At 62.0% G+C, this 24,796-nt stretch carries 30 protein-coding genes and 2 pseudogenes; 2 read left to right on the forward strand and 30 right to left on the reverse strand.

Annotated features, from left to right (window positions below):
• Window positions 1-11: 11 nt before the first annotated feature.
• The 9 genes from OGM60_07480 to OGM60_07520 all read right to left on the reverse strand — a co-directional run bounded on the left by OGM60_07480 (window position 12) and on the right by OGM60_07520 (window position 8,054).
• Window positions 12-896, reverse strand: coding sequence for an ROK family protein (locus tag OGM60_07480; protein UYI98729.1), 885 nt, complete (start codon window positions 894-896; stop codon window positions 12-14).
• 79 nt (window positions 897-975) lie between these two features.
• Entirely contained in the window at window positions 976-2,100 is a 1,125-nt protein-coding gene (locus OGM60_07485; protein ID UYI98730.1) for a DUF2961 domain-containing protein, read from the reverse strand.
• Between the two features lie 12 nt (window positions 2,101-2,112).
• A complete protein-coding gene (locus OGM60_07490; protein ID UYI98731.1) occupies window positions 2,113-2,511 on the reverse strand; it encodes a hypothetical protein in 399 nt (132 codons plus the stop codon).
• Between the two features lie 26 nt (window positions 2,512-2,537).
• Entirely contained in the window at window positions 2,538-3,371 is an 834-nt protein-coding gene (locus tag OGM60_07495) for a PTS system mannose/fructose/sorbose family transporter subunit IID (protein UYI98732.1), read from the reverse strand.
• 2 nt (window positions 3,372-3,373) lie between these two features.
• Window positions 3,374-4,159 (reverse strand): PTS sugar transporter subunit IIC, encoded by a 786-nt coding sequence (locus tag OGM60_07500; protein ID UYI98733.1) that lies wholly within the window; start codon window positions 4,157-4,159, stop codon window positions 3,374-3,376.
• A gap of 9 nt (window positions 4,160-4,168) precedes the next feature.
• Complete coding sequence (locus tag OGM60_07505; protein ID UYI98734.1) at window positions 4,169-4,642, reverse strand: PTS sugar transporter subunit IIB; 474 nt, start codon at window positions 4,640-4,642, stop codon at window positions 4,169-4,171.
• Window positions 4,643-4,765: 123 nt separating this feature from the next.
• Window positions 4,766-6,997, reverse strand: a complete 2,232-nt coding sequence (locus tag OGM60_07510; protein UYI98735.1) for a PRD domain-containing protein — start codon at window positions 6,995-6,997, stop codon at window positions 4,766-4,768.
• Between the two features lie 46 nt (window positions 6,998-7,043).
• Window positions 7,044-7,508 (reverse strand): ArsR family transcriptional regulator, encoded by a 465-nt coding sequence (locus tag OGM60_07515; protein ID UYI98736.1) that lies wholly within the window; start codon window positions 7,506-7,508, stop codon window positions 7,044-7,046.
• A gap of 228 nt (window positions 7,509-7,736) precedes the next feature.
• Window positions 7,737-8,054: a 5'-methylthioadenosine/S-adenosylhomocysteine nucleosidase gene (locus OGM60_07520; GenBank protein ID UYJ00174.1), complete on the reverse strand. Its 318-nt coding sequence runs from the start codon at window positions 8,052-8,054 to the stop codon at window positions 7,737-7,739.
• Between OGM60_07520 and OGM60_07525 the strand changes: the two are divergent.
• Both OGM60_07525 and OGM60_07530 read left to right on the forward strand, forming a co-directional pair.
• Window positions 8,011-8,118, forward strand: a pseudogene (locus tag OGM60_07525) (hypothetical protein). The gene OGM60_07520 and the pseudogene OGM60_07525 sit on opposite strands and share 44 nt — an antisense overlap.
• A 292-nt stretch (window positions 8,119-8,410) precedes the next feature.
• A complete protein-coding gene (locus tag OGM60_07530) occupies window positions 8,411-8,512 on the forward strand; it encodes an IS3 family transposase (GenBank protein UYJ00175.1) in 102 nt (33 codons plus the stop codon).
• Window positions 8,513-9,279: 767 nt separating this feature from the next.
• On the opposite strand, the gene rplX is transcribed toward OGM60_07530, so the two are convergent.
• The 21 genes and pseudogenes from rplX to fabG form a co-directional block, all read right to left on the reverse strand.
• Entirely contained in the window at window positions 9,280-9,585 is a 306-nt protein-coding gene (rplX, locus tag OGM60_07535) for a 50S ribosomal protein L24 (GenBank protein ID UYI98737.1), read from the reverse strand.
• A gap of 13 nt (window positions 9,586-9,598) precedes the next feature.
• A complete protein-coding gene (gene rplN, locus OGM60_07540; GenBank protein ID UYI98738.1) occupies window positions 9,599-9,967 on the reverse strand; it encodes a 50S ribosomal protein L14 in 369 nt (122 codons plus the stop codon).
• Window positions 9,968-10,085: 118 nt separating this feature from the next.
• Window positions 10,086-10,346 (reverse strand): 30S ribosomal protein S17, encoded by a 261-nt coding sequence (gene rpsQ / locus OGM60_07545; protein ID UYI98739.1) that lies wholly within the window; start codon window positions 10,344-10,346, stop codon window positions 10,086-10,088.
• A gap of 16 nt (window positions 10,347-10,362) precedes the next feature.
• Window positions 10,363-10,578: a 50S ribosomal protein L29 gene (gene rpmC, locus OGM60_07550; GenBank protein ID UYI98740.1), complete on the reverse strand. Its 216-nt coding sequence runs from the start codon at window positions 10,576-10,578 to the stop codon at window positions 10,363-10,365.
• Between the two features lie 89 nt (window positions 10,579-10,667).
• Window positions 10,668-11,081: pseudogene (gene rplP, locus OGM60_07555) on the reverse strand (50S ribosomal protein L16).
• Complete coding sequence (gene rpsC, locus OGM60_07560) at window positions 11,081-11,791, reverse strand: 30S ribosomal protein S3 (GenBank protein UYI98741.1); 711 nt, start codon at window positions 11,789-11,791, stop codon at window positions 11,081-11,083. The pseudogene rplP and the gene rpsC overlap by 1 nt, the downstream one beginning before the upstream one ends.
• Window positions 11,792-11,797: 6 nt before the next feature.
• Window positions 11,798-12,169 carry a 50S ribosomal protein L22 gene (gene rplV / locus OGM60_07565; GenBank protein UYI98742.1) on the reverse strand — a complete coding sequence of 124 codons (372 nt, stop codon included), beginning with the start codon at window positions 12,167-12,169 and terminating at the stop codon, window positions 11,798-11,800.
• A gap of 14 nt (window positions 12,170-12,183) precedes the next feature.
• Entirely contained in the window at window positions 12,184-12,444 is a 261-nt protein-coding gene (rpsS, locus tag OGM60_07570; protein ID UYI98743.1) for a 30S ribosomal protein S19, read from the reverse strand.
• 32 nt (window positions 12,445-12,476) lie between these two features.
• Window positions 12,477-13,307, reverse strand: a complete 831-nt coding sequence (rplB, locus tag OGM60_07575) for a 50S ribosomal protein L2 (GenBank protein ID UYI98744.1) — start codon at window positions 13,305-13,307, stop codon at window positions 12,477-12,479.
• A 179-nt stretch (window positions 13,308-13,486) separates the two neighbouring features.
• Entirely contained in the window at window positions 13,487-13,774 is a 288-nt protein-coding gene (gene rplW / locus OGM60_07580; protein UYI98745.1) for a 50S ribosomal protein L23, read from the reverse strand.
• Entirely contained in the window at window positions 13,775-14,401 is a 627-nt protein-coding gene (gene rplD, locus OGM60_07585) for a 50S ribosomal protein L4 (protein UYI98746.1), read from the reverse strand. It lies immediately after the preceding gene.
• Window positions 14,402-14,447: 46 nt separating this feature from the next.
• Entirely contained in the window at window positions 14,448-15,068 is a 621-nt protein-coding gene (gene rplC, locus OGM60_07590) for a 50S ribosomal protein L3 (GenBank protein ID UYI98747.1), read from the reverse strand.
• Between the two features lie 450 nt (window positions 15,069-15,518).
• A complete protein-coding gene (locus tag OGM60_07595; protein UYI98748.1) occupies window positions 15,519-16,145 on the reverse strand; it encodes a phosphoglycerate mutase family protein in 627 nt (208 codons plus the stop codon).
• Window positions 16,146-16,184: 39 nt separating this feature from the next.
• Complete coding sequence (locus OGM60_07600) at window positions 16,185-17,339, reverse strand: cation diffusion facilitator family transporter (protein ID UYI98749.1); 1,155 nt, start codon at window positions 17,337-17,339, stop codon at window positions 16,185-16,187.
• A 150-nt stretch (window positions 17,340-17,489) separates the two neighbouring features.
• A complete protein-coding gene (locus OGM60_07605; GenBank protein ID UYI98750.1) occupies window positions 17,490-18,704 on the reverse strand; it encodes a hypothetical protein in 1,215 nt (404 codons plus the stop codon).
• Window positions 18,705-18,744: 40 nt separating this feature from the next.
• A complete protein-coding gene (accD, locus tag OGM60_07610) occupies window positions 18,745-20,463 on the reverse strand; it encodes an acetyl-CoA carboxylase, carboxyltransferase subunit beta (GenBank protein ID UYI98751.1) in 1,719 nt (572 codons plus the stop codon).
• Window positions 20,456-21,799 (reverse strand): acetyl-CoA carboxylase biotin carboxylase subunit, encoded by a 1,344-nt coding sequence (locus tag OGM60_07615; protein UYI98752.1) that lies wholly within the window; start codon window positions 21,797-21,799, stop codon window positions 20,456-20,458. The genes accD and OGM60_07615 overlap by 8 nt, the downstream gene beginning before the upstream one ends.
• Before the next feature lie 10 nt (window positions 21,800-21,809).
• Window positions 21,810-22,232, reverse strand: a complete 423-nt coding sequence (gene fabZ / locus OGM60_07620; GenBank protein UYI98753.1) for a 3-hydroxyacyl-ACP dehydratase FabZ — start codon at window positions 22,230-22,232, stop codon at window positions 21,810-21,812.
• A 9-nt stretch (window positions 22,233-22,241) separates the two neighbouring features.
• Window positions 22,242-22,718, reverse strand: a complete 477-nt coding sequence (gene accB, locus OGM60_07625) for an acetyl-CoA carboxylase biotin carboxyl carrier protein (protein UYI98754.1) — start codon at window positions 22,716-22,718, stop codon at window positions 22,242-22,244.
• A 3-nt stretch (window positions 22,719-22,721) separates the two neighbouring features.
• Window positions 22,722-23,969, reverse strand: a complete 1,248-nt coding sequence (gene fabF / locus OGM60_07630; protein UYI98755.1) for a beta-ketoacyl-ACP synthase II — start codon at window positions 23,967-23,969, stop codon at window positions 22,722-22,724.
• Between the two features lie 39 nt (window positions 23,970-24,008).
• The gene (gene fabG / locus OGM60_07635; protein ID UYI98756.1) at window positions 24,009-24,782 is read right to left on the reverse strand and encodes a 3-oxoacyl-[acyl-carrier-protein] reductase; all 774 of its coding nucleotides are present in this window, start codon (window positions 24,780-24,782) and stop codon (window positions 24,009-24,011) included.
• Window positions 24,783-24,796: the final 14 nt, after the last annotated feature.

Below are 24,796 nucleotides of genomic sequence, written 5' to 3' on the forward strand. Positions count from 1 at the left end.
GAGAGCGCAAGTTACGCGAGCGCCCTTCTTGCCAGCTCGGCCGCGCCGAGGATTCCTTGGTCGCCGCCGCAGCCCGGGGCGCAGATGTAGCTCTCCATGTCCTTAAGCTCGGCGGTCTGGATGTAGCCACCCAGATATTCGAGGGTCTTCTTGCGGACGATGCCGTAGAGTTGCTCCTGGTGCATCACGCCGCCGCCGAGGACGATGCGGCGAGGCGAGTACATGAGCACGAGGTTCGCGCACATCTGCCCCAGATAATCCCCCTCGAGCGCCCACACCTCATCGTTGTCCGCGAGCTCGGCCGCGGGCTTTCCCCAGCGCGCGGCGATGGCGGGGCCGGAGGCGAGCCCCTCGAGACAGCTCGCGTGGCTCGGGCAGACGCAGCGTCCCTCCTCGGTGGGACGGGTCCTTACCAGCATGTGACCGGCCTCGGGGTGCAGCATGCCGTGAAGGAGTCTGCCCGCGCACATGACGCCCGCGCCCACGCCGGTGCCGATGGTCACGTAGACGGCGTCCTCGAGCCCCTTGCAGCAGCCGAAGACCACTTCGCCGAGGCAGGCAACGTTCACGTCCGTGTCGTAGGCCACCGGAATCCCGAGGGCGTCGGCGAACGCGGCGCGAAGACCATGGCCTCGCCACGCGAGCTTGGGCGTCTGGAGGATGGAGCCGTAGCGCTCGTCGTTGGGGTTGACGCAGGTCGGGCCGAAGGCGCCGATGCCCAACGCGTCCACATCGCGGGCGGTGAACCACTCGATCATCTGCGGGACGGTCTCGGCGGGCGTAAGCGTCGGGGTCTCCATACGGTCGAGGACCTCGCCGTCGCCGGACACCACGGCACAGACCATCTTGGTCCCGCCGGCTTCGAGGGCGCCGAGCCTCATTTGCTTTTCGCTCATGTGATCCTCCTTACAAAGGGACGCCCGCAGTCATGGTCAACCGCGGGCGCCCATAACGTTGGCTTGTTTCGAGGCGACCCTACCTGGGCACGCGGTCCTGCCTTGCGGCAAACGGGGCGAGCACGGCGTGCGGCTCGCTTTGGTACCAGTAGGCGACGGTGGAGATGTCGTCCTCGCGCTCGTAGAGCTTGATGTCGTCGTTGCCGAGGTCCTGGAACGTCACGCGCAGGTCCTCCTTGAACGAGATCGGGTCGGGAAGGTGCCACCTGTAGAGGCCGTGCCTGGGCAGCGCGTCGTCGTTAGTCGCGAGCATCGGATTCGGGTTCGGCTTGCCCGCGCTGAAGCGGTCGCGCGTGGCGTCGCGCGTCGAGCGGTACGGGTAGCCGGCGAACAGCGTGTTGAAGCACTGCGCCTCGGGCAGCGCGTGGGGCGGCCTGTCGAGGAAGGCCCAGGCACCGCCGAAGTAGTCCTCGGCTCCCGTCGAGGTGACCGTGGGGAACTCCTCGTCGCCGTCGAGGAAGAACTTCATCTCGCCCTCGCCCCACCAATAGCGCTCCAGGGCGCACAGGGCCATGTAGGTGCCGACGTAGTAGCCCTTGCCGCGCACGCCGTCGAGCACGGTGTAGTCGACGCCCCTGCGGGTGCTGCGCTCGCGGTTAAAGCGGGCGTGGAAGTACATGGCGTCGTCCGGCACGTCGGTGAGCGCGTAGTTGAACGTGTAGAAGATGTACTTAATGAACCCGGGGTGCTCGCTCGTAAGCGTGACCTTGGCGTGCTTCCTGAAGGGCATCTCGAAGTAGCAGTTCATGCCGCCCGTCGGGTTCACGCAGATGGGCATCGAGTTGACGATGGCGCGCTCACCGAAGCCGTTGCAGAAGAAGTCGCCGACAGGGCACTCGACCGAGGGGGTCTCCTCGTCGTCCCAGTAGAAGCGCAGCACGAGGTCACGCATGACGAAGCTGCCGGCGGCGGTCTTGTCGGGGACGGTCATCCAGATGTGGCGGATGATGCCGGGGCCCTCGATGTCCGCGAGCGTGATGGTCTCGCCGGACTCAAGGGGCACGCAGCACGAGCCCTTGCGGCCGACGCCGAGGTGGCTGGCCGACATGGCGGCGCGGCCCTTCTCGCCCGTGATGTTCTCGGGGGTGATGGCGCGGCTTTCCTCACCGCCGTGCATCCACACGTCCTTAAGGAACTCTCTCATCGTCGACCTCCTCTATTCGTCGTCGTCGCACTCGGCGGAACTGGCACCGTTCACGTAGATGATCTGCTGGCGCGCCTCGTTGACGAGGGCGTCGAAGTCGAGTTTCTCGTCGGGGCGCGCGAGCGCAACCGTCATGGCGAGCGGGAGGTTGACACCCGCGATCACGTGGATCCGGTCGGAGGCGAAGCGGGAAAAGCGCTGGTTCACGCTGCCGCCGTACGCGTCGGTGAGGACGACGACCTCGTCAGTGCCCGAAAGAGCCGCCTCGACCGCCGCGTCGAGCCCCTCGCCGTTGTCGTTCACGTAGGCGCACACGGCGTTGACGGCGTCGCCCTTACCCGTAAGGAACTCGAGGGTGTCCTTGAAGCCCTGGGCGAGAAGGGAATGGCTCGCCACAACTATCTTTCTCATTGATTCACCAATCTCTTGGGTCGAAGCTAGGCGAGGATGCCGGCGGCGGAGGCGACCATCGCGAGGACGATCACCACGAGGATGAGGGCCGTCATGCTCGCGTTCTTCTTGGTAAGAAGGTAATACGCGCTTCCCGTGATGGCGGCGGGGATCATGGCAGGCAGGATCTTGTCGAGCAGCGGCTGAATCTCCATCGCGACGTCGCCGAAGCTGAAGCTAATCGGGCAGGTGACGCCGATGACCGAGGCGATGAGGCAGCCGACCACGGTGAGGCCGAGCACGGAGGCGGCGGCAGTGAGGTTGGGAAGCTTCTCGCTGAAGTCGGTGACGAGCTTCACGCCCTGCTTGTAGCCGAACTCGAGGGCGTGCATGCGGACCCAGAAGATGGCCAGGATGAGCGCGAACCAGATGCCGGCTCCCACGGGGTTGCCCTCGATGGCCATGTAAGCGGCGATGGAGCCCATGATGGTCGGGATCATGGTCATGAGCAGGGAGTCGCCGACGCCGGCGAGCGGTCCCATGGTGCCGATCTTCAGGTCTTGGACGGCGTCCGCCGCCGCTAGGCCGTCGCGCTCCTCCATGGCCACGCAGGCGCCAAGGATGATGGCGGCGAGCCAAGGCTGGGTGTTGTAGTAGCGGAAGTGGTTGTTGAGCGCTTGCTTATAGTCCTCGTCGTTCGTGTAGATCTTCCTCAGGACCGGCGAGAGGGCGTAGGCGACTGAGGCGCCCTGCTGGGTCTGGTAGTTGAAGGTGCACACGCTCATGAGCCAGCGCCAGTTCGCGTTGCGCAGGTCCTTCTTGGTGACCTTGTAGCCGGAGGGCTTGCCCTCGGCGACGGCGGTGATGTTCTCGTTTTCCATGGTTACTCATCCTCTCCGATGAAGGCGTCTGCGGAAGCGTGGGCGGCGAGCTCGGTGTCCCTCTCGGCACGCTGGTAGAACGCAATCGCGAGGGCAACGCCGACGATGGCGGCGCCGATGATGGGCACGTTCAGGAAGGCCGAGAGGAAGAAGCCGGCGAGCAGGTACTGGAAGTACTTGGTGGTTGGCATGTAGCGGAGCAGCATGGCGATACCGACGGCCGGGAGCATCTTGCCGGCGAGGGTGAGGCCGGAGAGGAACCACTGGGGCATGACCTCGAGGAGCCAGTTGACGGCGGGCTGGCCGAGCGTCACGGAGACAAAGACGGGCAGGGCGGCGCACAGGCCGAAGAGCGCGGGGCAGACCCACAGGATGGCGTTCATCTGATTGAACTTACCCTCGTTGCAGAACTTCTGGGACTTCTCGACGACAAAGCCGTTGAGGATCTTGGCGACGACGTCGAGCTGGATGCCGAGCATGCCGACCGGCAGGCCGATGGCGAGGCCCGTGTCGGAGCCCAGGGTCACGCCGTAGGCGGTGGCGATGATGGCCATCGTGCCGTAGTCGGGAATGGAGGAGCCGCCGAAGCCCGCGACGCCGAGCTGCATGAGCTGAATGGTGCCGCCGATGACAAGGCCGGTCTTCCAGTCGCCCATGACGACTCCGGTGATGAGGCCCCAGAAAACGGCGTAATTGACGAAGATCATCGGGATGCCGTAGTAGTCCACGTGCTTGATGAAGGCCAGCAGGGTCAAAAGGACGACCTGCAGGATAGTGAAGTTGACCATATTTCCCCCTTAGATGAGGTCTGCGACGGAGACGGGCTTGTCGGCGGGCACGAACTGGGCCGTCACCTTGACGCCACGGGCGATGAGCGCCTTGTAGCTCTGGACGTTCTCGGCGGAGGCGTAGGCGCGCTGGGTGAGCTGGATGCCGTCCTCCTTGACGAGCGAGCCGCCGACGACCAGCGACGGGAGCTCGACGCCCGACTCGACCAGGCGAAGCATCGTCTCGGGCTCCTTGGCGATGACGAAGACCTTCTCGCGGTCGTACTTGCCCGCGGCGAAGTTCTTGAGCGCGGTCTGCTCGGAGATGATCGAAACGGCCATGCCCGCGGGGCGCGCCATCCTCATGGTGGACTTCAGGACCTCGTCGCCGGCGACCTTGTCGTCGATGACCATGACTCGGGTCGCGCCCGACACCGGGGCCCACTGCGTCACGATGATGCCGTGAAGCAGGCGATTGTCGATTCGTGCCATAACAACACTCATGTTTGCTCCTATCAAATGAAGTTTTACGTTCGGTACTGCCTCGGCGCTATCCGGATTCGCGCCGGGCAAGGGGTTATCGGATTATTGAGGACGCGCGGTCAGCTTGCGGCGGCGCGGGGAAGGTCACTCGTCGAGCAGGAGGTCCGAGGAGCCGAGGCGCTCTTCTCGCGCCGGGGCGGCGCTCACGCTTATGTAGTCGAAGACATATGCGATCTCGCTTACGGGAACCTCTACGCGATAGCGCGTCGAGATGCTCGAGAAGCTCTGCCTGAAGGACTCGATGAAATCGGCGCGTTCCTCCTCGAAGCGGTCCTGGCCAACGTAGGTCTCAATGGGGTTTCTGGTAACAAGGCGCTCGACGAGACAGCAGAGGTGAACGTAGAGCCCAATGATGGCGTTGCTGCCGATCTTCTCGCCTGTCCTGCGCTGAAGCTCGTGCACGGCGCTCTCGATCTCATGGAATAGCCGCTCCGGGTCGAGGATGGTGATGGAGCGGATGACGTTCTGCAGCGTCATGTTCGAGAGCAGCTTCTCGTGGAAAGAAGAGAGCTCGGAAGCGTCAAGCCACCTGCCGAACACGACATCAACCTTAGAGGCGGACGCCGTCGACATGATGTCCTCGAGGGCGACGAAGGGGACGGAGGCGACCCCGGGGTCTCCCGTGCCGATGACGGCGCAGACGCGGTGCTCGGAGAAAACGGCGTCGTTCGACCCGTTCGCGACGAGCTGCTTGAAGGGCCTCGTGAGCAGGCGCGCGCCTATGGTGCGCGGGAGGCTCTGCGAGACGAGCTGGCGTATCCTCTCCGCGGCGTCGACCCCGGACTCGGAGCAGAAGACGATGGCGTCCTCACGGTTGACGCGCTCGATCACCTTGCAGTGCGTCACGCACGCGGCGGTCGCATCGCCAAGAACCTCGGCGATGGACTTGCCGCCGAGCAGCCCGACCCCGATCTCGAGCGCAAGACCGGTAGAGACGTTGTTCACCACGCCGATAGTGGAGTCGGTAACGTTCTCGAGGGCCTTATAGGCCTCCTCCAAGGAGCCCATGTCGACGAGGAACACGACCCCGGTGCAGTAGGAATGGCGGTCGACGAGGCGCTGGAGCGGACCGACGATGTCCTTCAGCTGCTGGTCGTAGGGCATGTCGACAGCCTCGTACACATGCATGCCGAGCATACGGTTCGCCGCGTCGGCGATGCTCGTCGCCGTTGAGTAGCCGTGGGACAGGATGACGCAGAGCGTCCGAAGGGCCTTCGCATCGCGAGACTCCGATGCGACGCACAGCGTCAGAAGCGTCTTCGTGAAGTGATCGAGCGAGATTCCCAGCGCCCCTTCCACGTCTGCGGCGACCTGATCGGAGACACTCGAGGCAAACGGCAATTCGGAGGTCACGGCACCGAGGAGATGGGAGATTTGCTCCGCACAGGCAGACTTTCGCTTAGCCAGGCCGATACCCGGCCACAACTGCAGGCAAATCTCCTGGGCCAGTAGAAAAGCGACCTTCCTCGAAAGCTCGATGCCATAAGAAGAGCCTGCGTCGGCAAGGACCGCGCCCACGACGCGCTCGAAGGCGCGCGACCTCGAGGAGGCGACGCCGTGGTCGAAGATCAAGTGATCCTCAACGCCGCGCACAGCGGAGACAGCTTGCGAGACAAGCTCGGAGACAGAGAGCTCCCCGGCGCAGAATCGCTCATCGAGGGAGCACAGGGCATCGAGCGCCTGCTCGACCGGCCCTGTGCTCTCGGCGGCATCCAGAGACGCGTCGATCAGAACGCCATCGTCGGGCTGTTGATCGATCTGCGCGGAGGAGAGGAGCCCGCTGGGAAGAAGATACGGGCGAACGACGACGTAGTCGCCCTCGCGATTGAGGAACGCTTTGGCGCAGCAGTTCGTCACGCAGGCGCGCAAGCCGGCGATGTTATCGGAAAAGTCCGCGTTCACGAGGCAACGGTATGCGCCGCGGCTGATCTTCACATCAGAACCGATTCGGCACCCCTCGCTGCGCAGGAAGCTCAAGATGAGATCCTCGCGCTCCTCGGGGGTCCGCTCCTTGAGTGAGGGGACGCGGGCACAGATGGGCATTTTGCTGTAGGCCGAGGAAACCTTCAGGTCATCGGCGGAAAGCGTCGTCGAAAGAACGAGGCGAGCGCGCGGCGCATCCTGGGAGGCATCGAGCCCGAGGGCCGTCGCAAGGCAGTGCTCCATCGCAGAGGGAGAGAGTGCCTCGATGCCGTTGACAAAGACCACACCCCCGCGCGCTTTCGCGATCGACTCGTCAAGAAGCCCGTTGAACGAGGCGGCGTCCGGGACCCCGGCGCAGTCGATGCGCACATAGGAGGAGTCGCGGGACAGCAAGCCCTGGTTCTTGCCGTACTCGTACACAAGGCGAGAAAGGAAAGACTTACCGACAACCCACGCCGCCGCTCAAGAGGATGGGCAGGCCAAACGGAGGGTACTGAACCGCAGCCTTGCACTGCTCGACAACGGAGCTGAGGCTCATGTCGAAGCCCACGGCACGCGCGAAGTCGCGGTGATCGGCGATTCCCGTCGCCTGGATGAGGTCGGCGAGCGAGGCATACTCGCTTGCAGAGAGCTTTACCTGAAAACGCTTCTGGAACGCGCGGCGATGAAAATAACGGACAGGCCTGCCCGCCACCTTAACCACAAGACCGGCGCGAACAAGGTCGTTGAGGTACTGGCTCGCCAGGCTCCTGGAGATGATGAGCGTCTCGGCGATGTCGGAGGTGGACAGACGGGCAAGGTCGTCGAGCGAGACGGCAGAGGTGAGAGCCTCGAGATGCTCGAGAATCCTGTCCCTCATGTCGACGGGTTTCTTTGCCAAGCTGTCCTGTGTGGTCTTGTCCATGACTTCTTACCTCCTCGTACAAGGAGTATAAGGGGAGAACAGAGAACGGAAGGGGGCGCGTGGGGGGAATCAACAGCTCCGAGGAAAAGTCCACCACTTGAGGGGCAGAAAACAACGGCCATTGAACATTCAGGGCCGACGCTCAACACTTCGGCTCGACACTTCACTTTGGAAAGGGCCCCGGCGCGCCGGGGTCCCAACATAAAGAAGGGCCCCGGCGCGCAGGGCCTAAAGCTTAACCATGCGCGCGGCGATGCGGGCGCAGTCGCAGGCGGCCTTCTTCTCGAAGGTGTTGTAGTCGACGACCCGGCCCTCGGCGCAGGGCTTGTCGCTGATGGCGCGCACGACGACGAGGGGCACGCCGTTGAGATAGGCGGCCTGCGCGATGGTGCAGCCCTCCATCTCGCAGCACAGATCGCCGAAGGTCGCGAGGATTCGCTCCTTCTGTTCCGCGGGCGAGACGAACTGGTCGCCGGAGACGACGCGGCCCTTGAGGACCTTAATGTCGGGGGCGACGGCGGCCGCGGCGGCGCACGCCGCCAGCAAGGGCCGGAACGGATCGCGCAAGATCAAGGCGTCGCCCGGGAGGTCGGGCGTTACCGTCAGCCGGCGCCGCGTCTGCCGCATCATGAGGGAGAACGGCCTGGCCGGCGCATACGGCAGGAAGAGGTTCAAGGTGCACCCCGGGGCGGTCAACGAGGCCGACGTGTCGAACGTCGTCGCGCGCGGCTTCGGCGGCAGGGCGCCGTGCACCCATATATGCAGCGACTTGGCCTGCGTGCGCGTCGGGGCGTCGTGGAACTACGTCTGCCTGCTCGTCGACCTCTGCAACGGGGAGATCGTCGGCCACTCCGAAGGACTGAGGAGGGACGCGCGAGCTCCGAGCCAAGCTCTTGGATTACGTGCACTGGTACAACAACTTCAGGATCCACTCGACGCTGGGCTACATGTCGCCGGTCGAGTTCAGGGAGGCAGGGCCGTCCCTCCCGGAATCGTCCAAATAAGTGTTGCCAATCCATAGCCAATCCAGCCACCATCTCCGCGAAGGCGGACGTCAGGAAAAGCTCGGCTTGAGCTCGGTCGGACGCGGTCTGTGGGGCATCATTCAGGCTCAGGGGGTCTCCTTGTCTTCTTCGGTCGCAACCTGAATAATAGGGACGGCCCCTTCTCTCTTTCCCTTTCGTTTTCGACGCGTCACCCTCTCGGCGGGCTTAAGTCCCGCGCTCGCGGGTGCAGGGGCTACGCCCAAACACCAAAAACGTAACGCCGTGCTCGAAGCGTTTCCGGACGTCAGCGTAATCTCAAATCCCGTTCGTCAACTCATGGGCAAGCCACCTGAGACTACTCATTTCTCCTACTGGCAATGAAGACCTGCGACCTGCAGTTTTGCAAACTGCTTGAAAGCCACCTGCATTGATTCACTTCCTATTGCAGCTGGCGACTTGGACGCGAAAAGGCATTTGAGTTTCAAAACGGGCGTTTTCGGCGCTATCGAGCCTCCAAAGGCATCCCGCCGCGCCCTTTGGGACAAAAACAAAAACTCAAAGCCCTGAGTTCGAAAATAGTTTTTGGAGTTGTCCCGACTTTTGTCCCCGAAGCCGACGAAACGCGACAGGGTGTCACCTGGCGGCACTCAATTCGAGACGGCACCGAAAACTGGATGCAAGCGGAATGACGGGACGGCAGAACCGAAGCCATCGAGTGGGGATAGAAAAAAGCCCGGGTGCCGTGGCATCCGGGCCTTTACTAGCAACTTGATGTTGCGGGCAGCTTAGAACTTGTGGCCGCACTTCTTGCAGACGCGCAGCTTGTTCTTGCCGTCCTTCTCGTGACCGACGCGGGTAACCTTACCGCACTCGGGGCAAACGAGATTGACGTTGGAGGCATCGATGGGAGCCTCCTGCGAAACGATGCCGCCCTGCTGGTTGGCAGCGTTGGGCTTGACGGCCTTCTTGACGACCGAAACGCCCTCGACAACAACCTTGTTCTCGGCGGGGAGAGCACGCAGGATAACGCCCTGCTTGCCGCGATCCTTACCAGAAAGAACCTGGACCTTATCGCCCTTCTTGATATACATATATCTCCCCTAACTACAGGGTCTCGGGAGCGAGCGAGACGATCTTCATGTACTTCTTGTCACGAAGCTCGCGAGCGACGGGCCCGAAGATACGGGTGCCGACGGGCGAACCATCGTTGTTGATGACAACGCAGGCGTTCTCATCAAAGCGAATGTAGGAGCCATCCTTGCGGCGGATCTCCTTAACGGTGCGAACGACGACGCAACGGACAACGTCCTTCTTCTTGACGTTGGCGCCAGGGGTAGCCTCCTGGACAGCACCGATGAACACATCGCCGATGCCTGCATAACGACGCTTGGAACCGCCAAGCACCTTGATGCAGCGAATCTTGCGAGCGCCGGAGTTGTCGGCGACGTTCAGCATGGTTTGCATCTGAATCATGGTAGATGTTCCTCCGAACTAAGAACCGAAGAGAGGTGCGCAGTCTTTATACGGCCCGTGGTATGCAAGCCAGGCATACGCACATCTTCGGAAACGTACAAGTCGTAAGAGCGACTGCTTATTTAGCGCGCTCGACGACCTCGATGAGGCGCCAACGCTTCATCTTGGACATAGGACGGGTCTCCATAACGCGGACGGTGTCGCCCACGCCAGCCGTGCACTCCTCGTCGTGAGCGTGCAGCTTCTTGGAGCTGGTCATCATCTTGCCGTACTTGGGGTGACGCTTGCGCTCGGTGATGGTGACAACAATGGTCTTGGCACCAGAGACGGAGGTAACGACACCCGTACGGACCTTACGCGAGTTACGCGAATCAGTCATGTTCTCTCCTTAGGTCCTACTCGGCGACAGCGGACTTCTCCGCTGCGATCTCGCGGGCGCGCTGCTCCGTGAGGACGCGAGCGATGTCCTTCTTCACGGTGTTGACGCGAGCGGTGTTGTCCAGCTGGCTGGTGGCCATCTGGAAACGAAGGTTAAAGAGCTCGGCGCGCATTTCCTTCAGCTTCTCAACGAGCTGAGCGTCCGAGAGCTCACGAATCTCTGCGGGCTTCATTAGTTCTCCTCCTTGGCGGCGGCGGCGTCCTCAGCAGCCCACTTGGCCTCGAGAGCGGCCTCCTCAGCCATCTCCTTCTCGATGCGCTGCTCAGCGTTCTTAGCAGCAACAATCTTGGTCTTGATGGGAAGCTTGTGCTGTGCAAGACGCAGAGCCTCGCGAGCGACCTCCTCGGGCACGCCCTTGACCTCGAACATGATGCGGCCGGGCTTGACGACGGCCACCCACTCCTCGGGGTTACCCTTACCAGAACCCATGCGAGTCTCGGCAGGCTTCTTGGTGATGGGCTTATCGGGGAAGATCGTGATGTAGACACGACCGCCACGCTTCATGTAGCGGGTCATGGCAATACGAGCGGCCTCGATCTGACGGTTGGTGATCCAATGGGCCTCGAGAGCCTGGATACCAAACTCGCCGAAATGCAGCTCGGTATTACCCTTGGCCTGGCCCTTCATGGAGCCACGCTGCACCTTGCGGTGAAGAATACGCTTAGGGGCAAGCACTACTGACCCCTCCTCTCGGAGTTACGACGACGAGGACGGGAAGAGCCCTCGAGTGCAGGGTTGGGAACAGGCTGGCCCGGGAGCTTCTCGCCCAGGTAGATCCAGACCTTCACGCCGCAAGCGCCCATGGTGGTGCTGGCGACAGCCGTGCCGTAGTCGATCTTGGCACGGAGGGTGTGCAGAGGCACGCGACCCTCGCGGTACCACTCACGACGGCCCATCTCGGCACCGCCGAGACGACCGGAGCACTGGATACGGATGCCCTTAGCGCCGGCCTTGCGGGCAGACTGGACAGCCTTGCGCATAGCGCGACGGAAGGCAACGCGGCCCTCGAGCTGCTCGGCGATAGACTGAGCAACGAGGTTGGCGTCGAGCTCGGGGCGCTTGATCTCGACAACGTCGACGGAGAGCTGGCCCTTGGAGACGCCAGCGACCTTCTCGAGCTCGGTGCGGAGGGTATCGATCTCGGCACCCTTCTTACCGATGACAACGCCGGGGCGAGCGGTGAGGATGATGACCTTCACCTTGTCGCCAGCGCGCTCGATCTCGACGCGGGAGACAGCTGCGCGGGAAAGACGCTTCTCGAGGTACTTGCGGATCTCGAGATCGTTACCGAGGGTCTTAGCGTAATCCTTCTCTGCGAACCAGCGGGAGCGCCAGTTCTCGGTGATGCCAAGACGGAAGCCGGTGGGGTAGACTTTCTGACCCATACAGCTTTACGCCTCCTTTCGAGGAGCAACGACGACGGTGATGTGGGAAGTACGCTTCAGAATGCGAGAAGCGGAACCCTTGGCGCGGGGACGGATGCGCTTAAGCGTCGGACCCTCGTCAACATAGGCAGCGGCGACAACCAGGTTGTCGGCACGCAGACCGTTGTTGTTCTCGGCGTTCGCAACGGCGGAACGGAGAACCTTCTCGACATCCACGGCGACGGCGCGGTCGCAGAAGTGGAGGATGTCGAAGGCCTGAGCGACAGGCTTGCGGCGGATCAGATCGACCACCAGGCGGGCCTTGCTGGGGGAAACACGCACGTACTTAGCGACGGCGCGAACCTCGGTGGCCTCAGTTTCAATAGACTTAGTTGCCATTTACGGTTAACCCCCTATTTGGCCTTGTGGCCACGGAACGTACGAGTCGGCGCGAACTCGCCGAGCTTGTGACCAACCATGGACTCGGTAACATACACGGGCACATGCTTGCGGCCGTCGTGGACGGCGATGGTGTGACCAACCATCTCGGGGAAGATGGTGGACGCGCGGGACCAGGTCTTCACGACGTCCTTCTTGCCAGCCTCGTTCATCGCGGTGATACGCGAGAGAAGGCGAGTCTCCACGAACGGGCCCTTTTTGAGACTTCTGCTCATAAGTGCTTTCTCCTAAAACTCGGTATCCGAAATTACTTCTTACGGCGACGAATGATGTGCTGGTTCGAGACCTTCTTCTTCTTGCGCGTACGAAGGCCCTTCGTCGGCTTACCCCAGGGGGTAACAGAGGGACGACCAGAGGTGTGGTTCTTGCCCTCGCCACCGCCGTGCGGGTGGTCGACAGGGTTCATGACGGTACCGCGGACGGTCGGGCGCACGTTCATGTGACGCTTACGGCCGGCCTTGCCGATGACGATGTTGGCGTGATCGGCGTTGCCGACCTCACCGACGGTGGCGCGGCAGGTAACGAGGATGCGACGCATCTCGGAGGAAGGCATACGGACGATGGCGTACTTGCCCTCCTTACCCATCAGCTGGCAGGAGTTACCGGCGGAACGGGCGATAGCGGCGCCCTTGCCCGGCTGGAACTCAACGGCGTGGATGAGCGTACCGACGGGGATGTCGGCGAGGGGCAGAGCGTTGCCCGGCTTGATGTCGGCGTCAGAACCGGACATGATGGTCTGACCGACCTCGAGGCCCTTGGGGGCCAGGATGTAGCGCTTCTCACCGTCAGCGTAGTGCAGCAGAGCGATGCGAGCGGAACGGTTCGGATCGTACTCGATCGTGGCAACCTTGGCGGGCACGCCGTCCTTGTTGCGCTTGAAGTCGATCACGCGGTAACGACGCTTCACGCCGCCGCCCTGGTGGCGGGTGGTGATGCGGCCGTTGTTGTTACGACCGGCCTTCTTGGGCAGGGGCTCGAGAAGAGACTTCTCGGGCTTGGTGCAGGTGATCTCGGAGAAATCGGAGATCGTCTGCCAACGCCTACCAGCGGAGGTCGGCTTAAGGTGCTTTACAGCCATTACAATCCCTTTCAATAGGAATCCGTTAGCCATCGCAGACAGGGATTCGAGGTTCTGCCTCGGGTGCGATGACACCGGACGTATACACGGTTCCGGGCGTGTCCATTTTATACGCCCGAAACCTTGAGCTCTCGCCTCCCCTATTTGGGAGGCATGAGCTCACTCAACAGCAGCGAGTCTTAGGCCTGGTTGCCAAAGACCTCGATGGTGTCGCCCTCGGCCAGCGTGACGATGGCCTTCTTCCAAGAACGGGTCTTGCCGGCGACATAGCGCACGCGCTTGGTCTTGGGCTTGACCGTCAGGGTGTTCACGCGAACGACCTTGACGCCGAAGATCTCCTCGACAGCGTCCTTGATCTGATACTTGTTAGCATCCTTGGCGACCTCGAACGTGTACTTGTTCAGCTCCATGCCGGAGAAGGAACGCTCGGACACGATCGGACGGATGATGATCTCGTGGGCGGTCATTTATGCAAGCACCTCCCCGAAGTGAGCGGCGATGTCGGCGGGCATCAGCACGGCGTTGTTGTTGACGAGATCGTAGGTGTTGGCCTCGTCGGCAGTGATGATGAACGTCTTGGGAATGTTGCGGAACGACAGGTAGGCGTTGACGTCCTCATCGCGAACGATGATGGTCAGACGCTTGCCCTCAAGGCCGAGAGCCTTGAGCATGGCGACGGCAGCCTTGGTGGAAGGCTTCTCGAAGCCGTAGTCGTCGACGAGCACGAGCTCGCCATCGGCCAGCTTGGCGGACAGCGCGGAGCGCATAGCCAGCTTGACCTCCTTGTTGTTCATACGCTTAGCGTAGGAACGGGGCTTGGGGGCGAAGACAACGCCACCGTGACGCCACTGGGCAGCACGGATGGAACCCTGGCGGGCACGGCCGGTGCCCTTCTGACGCCAAGGCTTCTTGCCGCCACCGGAAACCTCAGAGCGGCCCTTAGCGGACTGGGTGCCCTGACGCCAAGAGGCCATCTGGCACTTGACGATGTGGTGCATAACGTGGATGTTCGGCTCGATGCCGTACACCTCAGCGGCGAGCTCGGCCTCGGCGACCTTCTTGCCCTCGCTGTTCTTTACTTCAAACTTTGCCATTTAAGTGTTCTCCTTGGTATGACGCTGGGCTAAATGGGCTGGGCCCTTAGGCCATACGGATGGCGACGAGACCATTCTTGGCACCCGGGACAGCGCCCTTGACCAAGATGAGGTTCTGCTCGGCATCGATGCGGACAACGGAAAGGTTCTTGACGGTAACGCGCTCGTTACCCATGTGACCGGCCATCTTGACGCCCTTGAGGACGCGCGCAGGATAGGCGCACTGACCGATAGAACCGGGGTGACGCTGGAAGTGAGAACCATGCGTCATAGGACCGCGGCGCTGACCCCAGCGCTTGATGCGACCCTGGAAGCCCTTACCCTTGGAGGTACCGATGACGTCGACCTTCTCGACATCAGCGAAATCAGCGACGGTGACGACCTCGCCGACCTTGTGCTCCTCGCCGTTCTCGACGCGGACCTCACGAAGGAAGCGGACAGGCTCGACGCCAGCCTTGGCGAAGTGACCAGCCATGGGCTTGTTCACGTTCTTGGCCTTGATGTCGCCGAAACCGATCTGGACGGCGTCATAGCCGTCGGTTGCCTGAGTTTTAACCTGCGAGACAGCGCAGGGGCCAGCCTGGATGACCGTGACGGGAACGACGTTATCGTCCTCGTCCCAAACCTGGGTCATGCCAATCTTGCGGCCGAGAATCATGCTGATCAAGATATGATCCCAACTCTCGCGTGGTCTTGGGACAATGCGTACACCACCGAGCGTACGCCCCTAGAGGACCACTACTTACACGACGTGCTCCCCAGCCTTGTATTTCGCCCGGACTACCTGACAACCCTATTAAGCAGGCATTTTGTCCAGCCAGAATACTCCCCTGGTTTCACACAGCTGTTTAGTATACACGGCTGCGGGCGTATCCATCGAGATTCATATTTCACTCACATTGTTTACGCAGGTAAAGTGCGTGGATGGCTCCCGAGCACGGCGGAGGGCCGGAGAAATATATTAAGGTCCCTGCTCTACAGTCCTGCGCAAGACGGAGAGCACATTAAGTGCTCTCCTTTGCGTGCGGAACTCGCGATGACCTTAATATATTTCTCCGGCCCTCCGCCGTGCTCGGGAGACGACACGTTGATGTCTGCTTAACTCTGCTCGCTCAGGCTAATGACTTTGTTGGGGGTCCACTATTTGCTGGAGGGTGAACTTGCATTGCATTGGCTCGCCCTCTACTTGTGGCTCCGCCTCATCAAAATCGAAAATCATAATGGCGCAGTTGGGGAGTTTTGTTGGGAGCTCGAAGCCCTCTGGGGCTGCAGCTTTGATGAATTGGCGGCTGGCGCTGCCGTGGCTTACTGCTAGAAGGGTTTCGATGCCCTCAGAGCCCATGAGATTGGTGAGGGTGCCCACCATGCGCTCCTGCAGGGCATGGCTTCCTTCTCCGCCAAATGGGATCAGGTCCTCGCCGGGGTCCCAGACGTCGGTGGGTAGGGCGTCGTGGGGGCCTTCTTCGAAGGTGCCGTAGCTGCGCTCGATGATGCCTTCGCAGGGCTCGACTGCTGCATCCCGGCCGAGGAGTTCGGTTGCGACGAGACTTGCCGTGTCCATGGCTCGGCCTAAGGGCGAAGAGACCACTTTGTCGGGGACGACGCCGTGGGCTTTGAGCCATGCGGCTGCCGCCTGTGCCTGATGACGACCTAAATCGGTGAGCGGTGAATCGCAGCGGCCCTGGACCAGCTTTTTGACGTTGAATTCCGTCTGGCCGTGGCGGAGTAGATATAGACGCTTCATGCTCTCCCCTTCTGTATAACTTGCTTTACCGGCGCAGCCCTACTCGTGGGTATGGTCTACGTAGTCTTCGTCGATCGTAATCTTGGCAATCGACTTGGGATATTCGGATTCGACACGTTTCGCCAACGCGTGCTTTAGGTCCTCGGCGCTCATCGCCAAATCCGAGGGACGTACGCAGTCAAAGATCACGTTGGTATGCGTGGGACCCGGAACACAGCGTAGGTCGTGGATCGAGAGGCGGCTATCAATCTCCTGGGCCATGGCGTTAATGCGCAAACGCATGCTTGCCACCTTGGGATCGTCGGTCACGATGGGGTCGTAATGGAGCGTGACAATCATGCCGTCTTCGTTCCTAAACGCCTGCTCAATATTGTCGAGCGTGTCATGGCTTTTCAGCGGGCTGGCCTCGGCTGCCATCTCGGCGTGAGCGCTTGCGAACTTCCTGCCCGGGCCGTAGTCGTGAACCATAAGGTCGTGGACGCCCAAAACGCCGGGGTAGCTCATGATCTTGTCTCGAATGTGCTTGACCAGCTTAGGATCGGGCGCCTGGCCCAAAAGCGGGCTCACCGTATCCTGGATGAGTTCAAAGCCGCTCCAGCCAATATAGGCGCCAACGGCAAGGCCGACCCATGCATCAAGATTGATGTGCGTCACCTGCGAAACAATTGCGCACGCCAGCACAGCACCCGTGGCTAGGACATCGTTCTTTGAGTCCTGAGCGGTCGCATGCAGCGTCTCGGACTCAATACGATCGCCGAGCTTTTGGTTGAGGGCCGCCATCCACAGCTTAACGACCATCGAAAGCGCAAGGACTGCCACCAGGGCAAGCGAGAACTCGACAGGTTCGGGGTGGATGATGCGCTCCACCGAGGACTTTACCAGTTCGAGGCCAATGAGCAGCACGAGCGCCGCCACGACTAGACCAGAGAGGTACTCGTAGCGACCGTGGCCGTAAGGATGCTCGGGGTCGGCGGGCTTACTCGCCAGCTTAAAGCCCAGCACGCTCACGATGTTTGAGCTTGCGTCGGATAAGTTGTTCATAGCGTCCGCCACGATCGAAACCGATCCCGACAGCACGCCAATTGCACCCTTCGCAGCACATAGCGCCACATTGGCGAGAATACACACCACGCCCGTCAACGTGCCCACGCGCGCACGGTCGCCCTGCGCACGCTTAACAATCCACTCGACCATCTATATCCGCCCCCACGGTACTACCTATATATCTATTGCTCAAACGGATTGTAGTGTAGCCACTTTGTCCTCCAGATACAAAAAGGCCGCAGCCCACACGGACCACGGCCTTGGAATGTGGCAAAGGAATCGTCCTTGTGTCGCACAGGTTTACGCGCTTGCTTCGGCCACGCTCTTCGAGGTTTCGGGTGAATCGGCTCCGTCTTCTGCCGCCTGCCCCTTCGCCGGCACCACGCCAAAGCAGTAGCTCAGCGCCGCAGACACCGCAAATGCCACACCGCCGGCAGCGCAGCACCACAGCAGGTTCGAGATGCCACCCGTGGCAAAGCCAATGACCATGAGGACATTCGTCATGCCGATGGTATAGGCCGTAACGTGGCCCACGGCCGCAACAAGGCCTCCGACGGCGCCGCCAATGGCCATGCACGTCAGGCACCTGCCATATTTAAAACCGCAACCGTACAGCGCCGGCTCGCTTACGCCGCCAAGAACGCCCGAGATCGAATAGCCCAGCATGAGCGTCTTCTCGTCCTTATCCGCAACGCGGAGCGACGCACCAAAGGGCATGCCCCAAACGGCAAACGTTGCCATCGTCGCGGCGATCAGAATGCACGAATCCGTTCCCACACTCATGAACTGCGCATAGGCGAGCGATAGGACAACGTTGCTGATGCCCGCAATCTTAAGGAACTCCCAACCCGCGGCAAGCCCCATGAGCGTAAGCAGCGACACGATGCCACCGGAATTGCCAAGCATAAACATAAGCTGTCCCAACAGCATGCCCAGATAGCTGCCCGCCGGCGCCGTAATGCACAGCGAAACCGGAACCATGACGAGCATGGTTGCAAACGGAACGAACGAAAACGCCACGGCCTTAGGGATAACGCGCTGAAAGAAACACTCCACTCGCCATAGCACGGGCACCGAGATGAGAACCGGAATAACAGTCGTCGTGTAATCGTTGACCGGCGCGGGAAGCAGGCCATACACGGAAGTCATCGATGCCCCCGTCGTCGATGCGGCATCGACGAGCTTAAGCAGATCGGGCGCAATCAATACGCCGCCCAGCATCATGCCCAGCTGCTCCGAGCAACCGAGCTGGCGGGCGGCCGCCCAACCAAGATAAATGGGCAAAAAGTAGTAGCCGGCGTTATAGAGCCAACTGTAGAACAGGCGATAGATTTCGGAATCGGCAGACCACAGGCCCAGCATGCCTTCGCCCATAATGACGGCGACGGTACGGAACAACGCCGCGCAGACAATAAACGGCAGCGCCGACATCATGCTTTTGGACAGATAGTCCACCACGGCCATGGCGTTTGATGAGACCGTCGTTGTAAACGAGGTGTTAGAAACTTGTGACATGGAACGCCTTTCCCAATGTGACATGCAGACTTTTCCTTTGTCACATCGTGCGGTACTGACCGATTGTGCGGTACTTTTCGTAGCGGAGGTTTGTGAGGGTCGCGCCATCGAGCTGCCCAAGCGTATCGAAGGCATCAAATGCCGAGGACATGACGGCACCGGCGATCTCCTCATGCGACAGGCCCCTATCGTCAACAATGCCGTCGATGATGCCGAGCGCCAACAGATCGGGGGCCGTGAGCTTCAGCGCCTCGGCGGCCTCATCCGCGCGCTCGGTATCCTTCCACAGGATCGACGCACAGGCCTCGGGGCTCACGACCGAATAGGCCGAGCTCGAGAGCATCAGGATGCGGTCGGCCACGGACAGCGCCAGCGCGCCGCCGGAACCGCCCTCGCCCGTCACCACCGAGACAATCGGCGTCTTAAGGCCGCTCATCTCCATGAGATTCTGGGCGATCGCCTCACCCTGGCCGCGCTCCTCGGCACCGATGCCGCAAAACGCGCCCGAGGTATCGACCAGGCACAGAACCGGTCGACCAAACTTTTCGGCCTGGCGCATAAGGCGACGCGCTTTGCGGTAGCCCTCGGGATGCGCCATGCCAAAGTTGCGGCGCATACGCTCTTTGGTCGTGGTGCCGCGCTCGATGGCGATGACCGTTACGGGGCGTCCGTCTTTCCAGCCAATGCCAGCCAACACAGCGGCGTCGTCGCCAAAGTAACGGTCGCCGTGCAGCTCAACGAATCCGTCGAGGCCCAGCGAGATCATCTCACCCGCCGTGGCGCGATCTGCCGAGCGGGTCTGCTTGACAATCTCGAGCGCGGTTTTTGGTGCCGTCGAGCGCTTAAACAAGTGTCCCAGCTTTTTGCCGCGGCGACCCGCATGCACGATCTCATGTGGCGCCCCCAGGCCGGGCGCGTGCCCTTCGTGCAGCGCCAGCAGCTCGCCTACCGTGAGCGCAATCTCACCACGCGGAACAACGGCATCGCAAAAGCCGTGCTCCAGCAAAAACTCGGAACGCTGGAATCCCTTGGGCAGACGCTTGTGCATGTTCTGCTCGATCACGCGCGGGCCGGCAAATGCCGTCAGGGCATCGGGCTCGGCCAGGATAATGTCGCCCTCCATGGCGAAGCTCGCGGTTACACCTCCGGTCGTGGGATCGGTGAGCACCGTGATATACAGGCCGCCCGCCTCGCTGTGGCGCCTAACCGCCGCAGAAATCTTGGCCATCTGCATGAGCGAGGTCACGCCCTCCTGCATGCGGGCGCCGCCCGATACGGTAAAGCCAACGACCGGCAGCCCCAACTCGGCCGCGCACTCAAAGACACGACAGATCTTCTCGCCCACCACGGAGCCCATTGAGCCCATCATAAAGTTGGCATCCATAAAGAAGAGCGCGGTATCGCAGCCGCAGATTTTGCCCCTGCCGCACACAACGGCATCGCGCTCGCCCGAACGCTCGCTCACGCTCTTAAGCTTGTCGGCATAACCGGGAAACGAGAGGAAGTCCTTCGACGCCAGATTGGCATCCCATTCCTCAAAGGTACCCGCGTCGACCGTCATGCGCATGCGCGCGCGACCGCTCACGCGAAAGTGTTTGCCGCAACGAGGGCAGACCTCGAGGTTGTCGTGCAGGCGCGCCTCATCGATCACACGGCGGCACTCCGGGCATTTGACAAACACGTGGCGCGCGGGGAACTCGGCGCACGACTCGGTTATCGGCCCCTCAAGGACATTGACCGTCTTCGCTTTTCTATTCATCAGCATAGAGATGCCCCATCAGATCGGTGTGGTACATGCCCGACAAGAACTCGTCGTTTGCCAGCACGTCGAGCTGAAGCTCGCTATTTTCGCTCACGCCCTCAATCACGAGCTCGCCCAGGGCCGAGCGCATCTTGCGAATGGCACCGTCACGCGTGGGCGCGCACACGATGAGCTTGCCGAGCATGGAGTCGTAGTACGGCGGAACGTTCGCTCCGGTAAACATGGCCGAATCCCAGCGCACGCGCGGACCACCCGGCACACGCAACGCGGTGACCGTTCCGCATGACGGCAGAAAGTCCGGCGTTTCGGCATTGATGCGGCACTCCATGGCGTGGTTGCGCACCGGCATGTCCTCCTGCTCAAAGGGCAGAGGCTGGCCGGCTGCCACGCGCAGCTGCCACTTGACCAAGTCGGTATCGGTCACAAACTCCGTGACCGGATGCTCAACCTGCAGGCGCGTGTTCATTTCCATAAAGTAGAAATTACCGTCATCTGAGTACAAAAACTCAATGGTGCCGGCACCCTCATAGCCGACGGCACGAGCCAGGTCGCGCGCGGCCTTGTGCATGCGCGCGCGAATATCATCGCGTCCGTCGAGGCACGGCGCGGGGCTCTCCTCGATCAGCTTTTGGTTGCGGCGCTGCACCGAGCACTCGCGCTCGCCGAGCGAAAACACATGGCCCTGCTTATCGGCCATAATCTGCACCTCAACGTGATGCGCCGGCGCGACGAACTTCTCCATGTAGCACTCGCCGTCGCCAAAAACGGCCTCGCCCTCGGCACGCGCCTCGATGAACGCCTTTGCCGCATCTTCCACGCGCTCGACCTTGCGAATACCGCGGCCGCCTCCACCCGCACGCGCCTTAATAAGCACGGGGCAGCCAATGCGCTCAGCCTCGGCCGTTGCCTCCTCGGGACTTTTGAGCAAATCGCAGCCCGGCACGATGGGCACGCCCGCCGCGGCGGCCGTTCGACGCGCGGCGTCCTTGTCGCCCATGCTGTCGATCACCTTGGCCGAAGGACCGACAAACGCCAGGCCATACTTGTCGCAGTCGCGCACGAAGCTCGCCTTCTCGGAGAAAAAGCCATAGCCGGGATGAATTGCCTTTGCCCCCGACTTCACGGCACAGGTGAGCACGGCATCGTCGTTGAGGTAGCTCTCGGCAAGACGCGGGCCGCCGATGCAATACGCCTCGTCGGCAAGCTGCACGTGCAGCGCGTCCGCATCGGCCGTGGAATAAACGGCGACGGTCTTGATGCCCATATCGCGGCACGCGCGGATAACACGGACCGCGACTTCTCCGCGGTTGGCGATGAGCACTTTGTCGAACATGAAGCCTTCCTTAACTTTCGTGCATGAGTGCAAAAGACATATCGGCGCGGCAGCAAACCTCACCGTTGACGCTCGCGGTACCCGTCGCAAAGCGGAACGGCCCGCGCGCACGCGTGATGGTGCACACCAGATCAACCGTGTCGCCCGGGCGCACCGGACGCTTAAAGCGCACCTTATCGAGGCTCGTATAGAACGGCGTCGCGCCGCGCGCCTCCTCGTCGCCCATCAGCAGCACGCAACAGTTTTGGGCGAGCATCTCGCACTGAATCACGCCGGGGACTACCGGGTTTCCCGGAAAATGCCCCTGCAAAAAGTACTCGTCGCCCGTAATCGTGATCTTGCCGTGGGCCTCGTCGCCCACCAGCTCGGCCTCGTCGAGCAAAAGCATCGGTTCGCGATGCGGCAACAGCTTCTTGAGCTCTTCTTTGTTCATGGACATCACCTATCCGATCCTCATAAGGCAACTGCCGAACTCCACGAGGTCGCCGTCGGCCACGCAGATCTCGAGCACCTCGCCGTCTGCCTCGGCCGTCACCTCGTTGAGAACCTTCATGGCCTCGATGATGCAGAGGGTCTCACCGACCTTGACCTTGGAGCCCACGTGCACAAACGGCTCGTCGCCCGGCGCCGGGGCAGCATAGAAAACGCCGACCATGGGAGCGGTCACCTCGGTGCCCTTGGGCTCCGGTGCGGCGGCAGGTGCCTGCGCGGCGGGCTCCGGTGCGGCGGCAGGCATGGCGACAGGAGCCACCGCCGGAGCAGTCACGGCACCCGGCATAGGCATGGGCACGGCAACCGGCTGCGCGGCGCTCGCGCGCTCGAGTTCGACCGCGGTGCCATCGGGCTCCTCAACGCGTACGCGCGTGAGGCCGCGGTCCTCCATAACATCGGCTATCTCGGCAAGTCTTTTGGAATCCATGCTCTAGCTCCTCGTATATCTACGCAGCGCGATGGCGGCGTTGTGCCCGCCAAAGCCCAGGTTTGTCGAAAGCGCCCAGGTAAGGTCGGCGCGAACCGCGCGATTGGGCGTGTAGTCAAGATCGCAGGCGGGATCGGGCGTGTGGTAGTTAATGGTCGGCGGCACCACGCCCTGCTCGAGCGCCATGGCGCAGGCCATGACCTCGATGGCACCCGTGGCACCGATCATGTGGCCGGTCATCGACTTAGTCGACGAGACGTGCGCGGCGCGCGCCGCGTCCTCGCCGAGCGCACGCTTTATGCCCGCCGTCTCGGACGAATCGTTGAGCTTGGTCGAGGTGCCGTGAGCGTTGATGTAGAGGCCCTCGGAAGGCTTAACGTCGCCCTCGGCCACCGCCAGCGATATCGCACGGGCAATGCCGGCAGCCTCGGGATCGGGGCTCGTGATGTGATAGGCATCATCGGTGTTGCCGTAGCCCACGACCTCGGCGTAAATGTGCGCACCGCGCGCCTGCGCATGTTCCATGCTCTCGAGCACGAGCACGCAGGCGCCCTCGCCCATCACAAAGCCGTCGCGGTCTGCATCGAACGGACGGCAGGCCGTCGCGGGATCGGGGTTGGTGGTCAATGCGCGGCAGGACGTAAAGCCCGCAACGGCATCGGGGATAATTGCTGCTTCGGCGCCGCCCGCGAGGATCGCGTCGGCATAGCCGTGCTTGATGGCGCGGAACGCCTCACCCACCGCATGGGCAGAAGTCGCGCAGGCAGTCACGACGGGTAGGGTCGGGCCCTTTGCCTTATGGCGAATCGCGATGTTGCCCGAAGCCATGTTGGGGATCATCATCGCAATCATATAGGGTGATGCACGGCGAGGCCCTCGATCGGCAATCGTGTGGACGTTGTCGACGAGTGTCTGCATGCCGCCCACGCCTGAACCCACGTAGACGCCCAGGCGCTCGCGATCGATGGCATCTTCGACATCAAGGCCCGCATCGTGCACGGCCTCGTCCGACGCCGCCAGTGCAAACTGAACGCAGGGGTCGAGGTGCTTGGCATCGTGCTTACCAAAGTACTCGTTGCCGTCAAAGCCCTTGACCTCGGCCGCCACCTTGACAGCAAACGCATCCGTATCGAAGTGCGTAATCGGGCCGATACCGCACGCGCCGGCGCACATAGCCGCCCAAGTGGCAAGCGCCGTGTTGCCGAGCGGCGATACGGCACCGATGCCGGTGATTGCAACTCTCTGTTCCATCATGGTCTCCTCATCCAAGCCGTTCTTCGGCCCTGGTTTCTACATCGCCATTCCGCCGTCCACGCGTACAACCTCGCCCGTAATGTAGGAAGCCGCATCGCTCGCCAAAAAGCGCACCACGCCGGCCACTTCCTCGGGGCGCGCCATGCGCTTCAGGGGAATCTGCTCCTCGGTTGCCGCACGCACCTTCTCCGAGAGCTTTGACGTCATATCCGTCTCGACAAACCCGGGGGCGACCGCGTTCACTCGTACGCCGCGGGGCGCAAGCTCGCGCGCCACCGCCTTGGTAAGCCCTATCACGCCCGCCTTGGAGGCAGCGTAGTTGGCCTGTCCGGCGTTGCCCATCAGGCCCACGACCGAGCTCATGTTGACGACGCAACCGCCGCGCTGGCGCATAAAGGTCTTGGTGAGCGCGCGCGTCATATTGAATGTTCCCTTGAGATTGACATCGAGCACGCGATCGAAGGCGTCATCGCCCATGCGCATGAGCAGACCGTCGCGCGTTATGCCGGCGTTGTTGACGAGCGCCCAAATGGAGCCAAAGTCGTTGAAGACCGCTTCCACGCACGCGTTGACGGCAGCGGGGTCGGCCACATCGCATCGATATGCGCGCGCCGTGGCGCCAACCGCCTCACAGGCTTCGCACGTTTCGCGCGCCGCATCGACGCTACCGGCATAGACGACGGCGATATCAAAGCCGTCCTCCGCCAGACCGACAGCGCAGGCACGGCCGATACCCCGCGAGCCGCCCGTGATCAGCGCCACACGGCGCGATCCGTCGCGCCCGAGCGCGCCGTTGTTTAAATTGCCCATGTCATTCCTTTCGG

The sequence above is a fragment of the Coriobacteriaceae bacterium genome, assembly GCA_025757745.1.
Lineage (GTDB): Bacteria > Actinomycetota > Coriobacteriia > Coriobacteriales > Coriobacteriaceae > Collinsella.

What these genes read in the sequence shown, in the direction of transcription:
- OGM60_07480 (UYI98729.1), bottom strand. Translation starts at nt 896, where the DNA reads ATGAGCGAAAAGCAAATGAGGCTCGGCGCCCTCGAAGCCGGCGGGACC.
- OGM60_07485 (UYI98730.1), bottom strand. Translation starts at nt 2,100, where the DNA reads ATGAGAGAGTTCCTTAAGGACGTGTGGATGCACGGCGGTGAGGAAAGC.
- OGM60_07490 (UYI98731.1), bottom strand. Translation starts at nt 2,511, where the DNA reads ATGAGAAAGATAGTTGTGGCGAGCCATTCCCTTCTCGCCCAGGGCTTC.
- OGM60_07495 (UYI98732.1), bottom strand. Translation starts at nt 3,371, where the DNA reads ATGGAAAACGAGAACATCACCGCCGTCGCCGAGGGCAAGCCCTCCGGC.
- OGM60_07500 (UYI98733.1), bottom strand. Translation starts at nt 4,159, where the DNA reads ATGGTCAACTTCACTATCCTGCAGGTCGTCCTTTTGACCCTGCTGGCC.
- OGM60_07505 (UYI98734.1), bottom strand. Translation starts at nt 4,642, where the DNA reads ATGAGTGTTGTTATGGCACGAATCGACAATCGCCTGCTTCACGGCATC.
- OGM60_07515 (UYI98736.1), bottom strand. Translation starts at nt 7,508, where the DNA reads ATGGACAAGACCACACAGGACAGCTTGGCAAAGAAACCCGTCGACATG.
- rplX (UYI98737.1), bottom strand. Translation starts at nt 9,585, where the DNA reads ATGTATATCAAGAAGGGCGATAAGGTCCAGGTTCTTTCTGGTAAGGAT.
- rplN (UYI98738.1), bottom strand. Translation starts at nt 9,967, where the DNA reads ATGATTCAGATGCAAACCATGCTGAACGTCGCCGACAACTCCGGCGCT.
- rpsQ (UYI98739.1), bottom strand. Translation starts at nt 10,346, where the DNA reads ATGACTGATTCGCGTAACTCGCGTAAGGTCCGTACGGGTGTCGTTACC.
- rpmC (UYI98740.1), bottom strand. Translation starts at nt 10,578, where the DNA reads ATGAAGCCCGCAGAGATTCGTGAGCTCTCGGACGCTCAGCTCGTTGAG.
- rpsC (UYI98741.1), bottom strand. Translation starts at nt 11,791, where the DNA reads ATGGGTCAGAAAGTCTACCCCACCGGCTTCCGTCTTGGCATCACCGAG.
- rplV (UYI98742.1), bottom strand. Translation starts at nt 12,169, where the DNA reads ATGGCAACTAAGTCTATTGAAACTGAGGCCACCGAGGTTCGCGCCGTC.
- rpsS (UYI98743.1), bottom strand. Translation starts at nt 12,444, where the DNA reads ATGAGCAGAAGTCTCAAAAAGGGCCCGTTCGTGGAGACTCGCCTTCTC.
- rplB (UYI98744.1), bottom strand. Translation starts at nt 13,307, where the DNA reads ATGGCTGTAAAGCACCTTAAGCCGACCTCCGCTGGTAGGCGTTGGCAG.
- rplW (UYI98745.1), bottom strand. Translation starts at nt 13,774, where the DNA reads ATGACCGCCCACGAGATCATCATCCGTCCGATCGTGTCCGAGCGTTCC.
- rplD (UYI98746.1), bottom strand. Translation starts at nt 14,401, where the DNA reads ATGGCAAAGTTTGAAGTAAAGAACAGCGAGGGCAAGAAGGTCGCCGAG.
- OGM60_07595 (UYI98748.1), bottom strand. Translation starts at nt 16,145, where the DNA reads ATGAAGCGTCTATATCTACTCCGCCACGGCCAGACGGAATTCAACGTC.
- OGM60_07600 (UYI98749.1), bottom strand. Translation starts at nt 17,339, where the DNA reads ATGGTCGAGTGGATTGTTAAGCGTGCGCAGGGCGACCGTGCGCGCGTG.
- OGM60_07605 (UYI98750.1), bottom strand. Translation starts at nt 18,704, where the DNA reads ATGTCACAAGTTTCTAACACCTCGTTTACAACGACGGTCTCATCAAAC.
- accD (UYI98751.1), bottom strand. Translation starts at nt 20,463, where the DNA reads ATGAATAGAAAAGCGAAGACGGTCAATGTCCTTGAGGGGCCGATAACC.
- OGM60_07615 (UYI98752.1), bottom strand. Translation starts at nt 21,799, where the DNA reads ATGTTCGACAAAGTGCTCATCGCCAACCGCGGAGAAGTCGCGGTCCGT.
- fabZ (UYI98753.1), bottom strand. Translation starts at nt 22,232, where the DNA reads ATGAACAAAGAAGAGCTCAAGAAGCTGTTGCCGCATCGCGAACCGATG.
- accB (UYI98754.1), bottom strand. Translation starts at nt 22,718, where the DNA reads ATGGATTCCAAAAGACTTGCCGAGATAGCCGATGTTATGGAGGACCGC.
- fabF (UYI98755.1), bottom strand. Translation starts at nt 23,969, where the DNA reads ATGGAACAGAGAGTTGCAATCACCGGCATCGGTGCCGTATCGCCGCTC.
- fabG (UYI98756.1), bottom strand. Translation starts at nt 24,782, where the DNA reads ATGGGCAATTTAAACAACGGCGCGCTCGGGCGCGACGGATCGCGCCGT.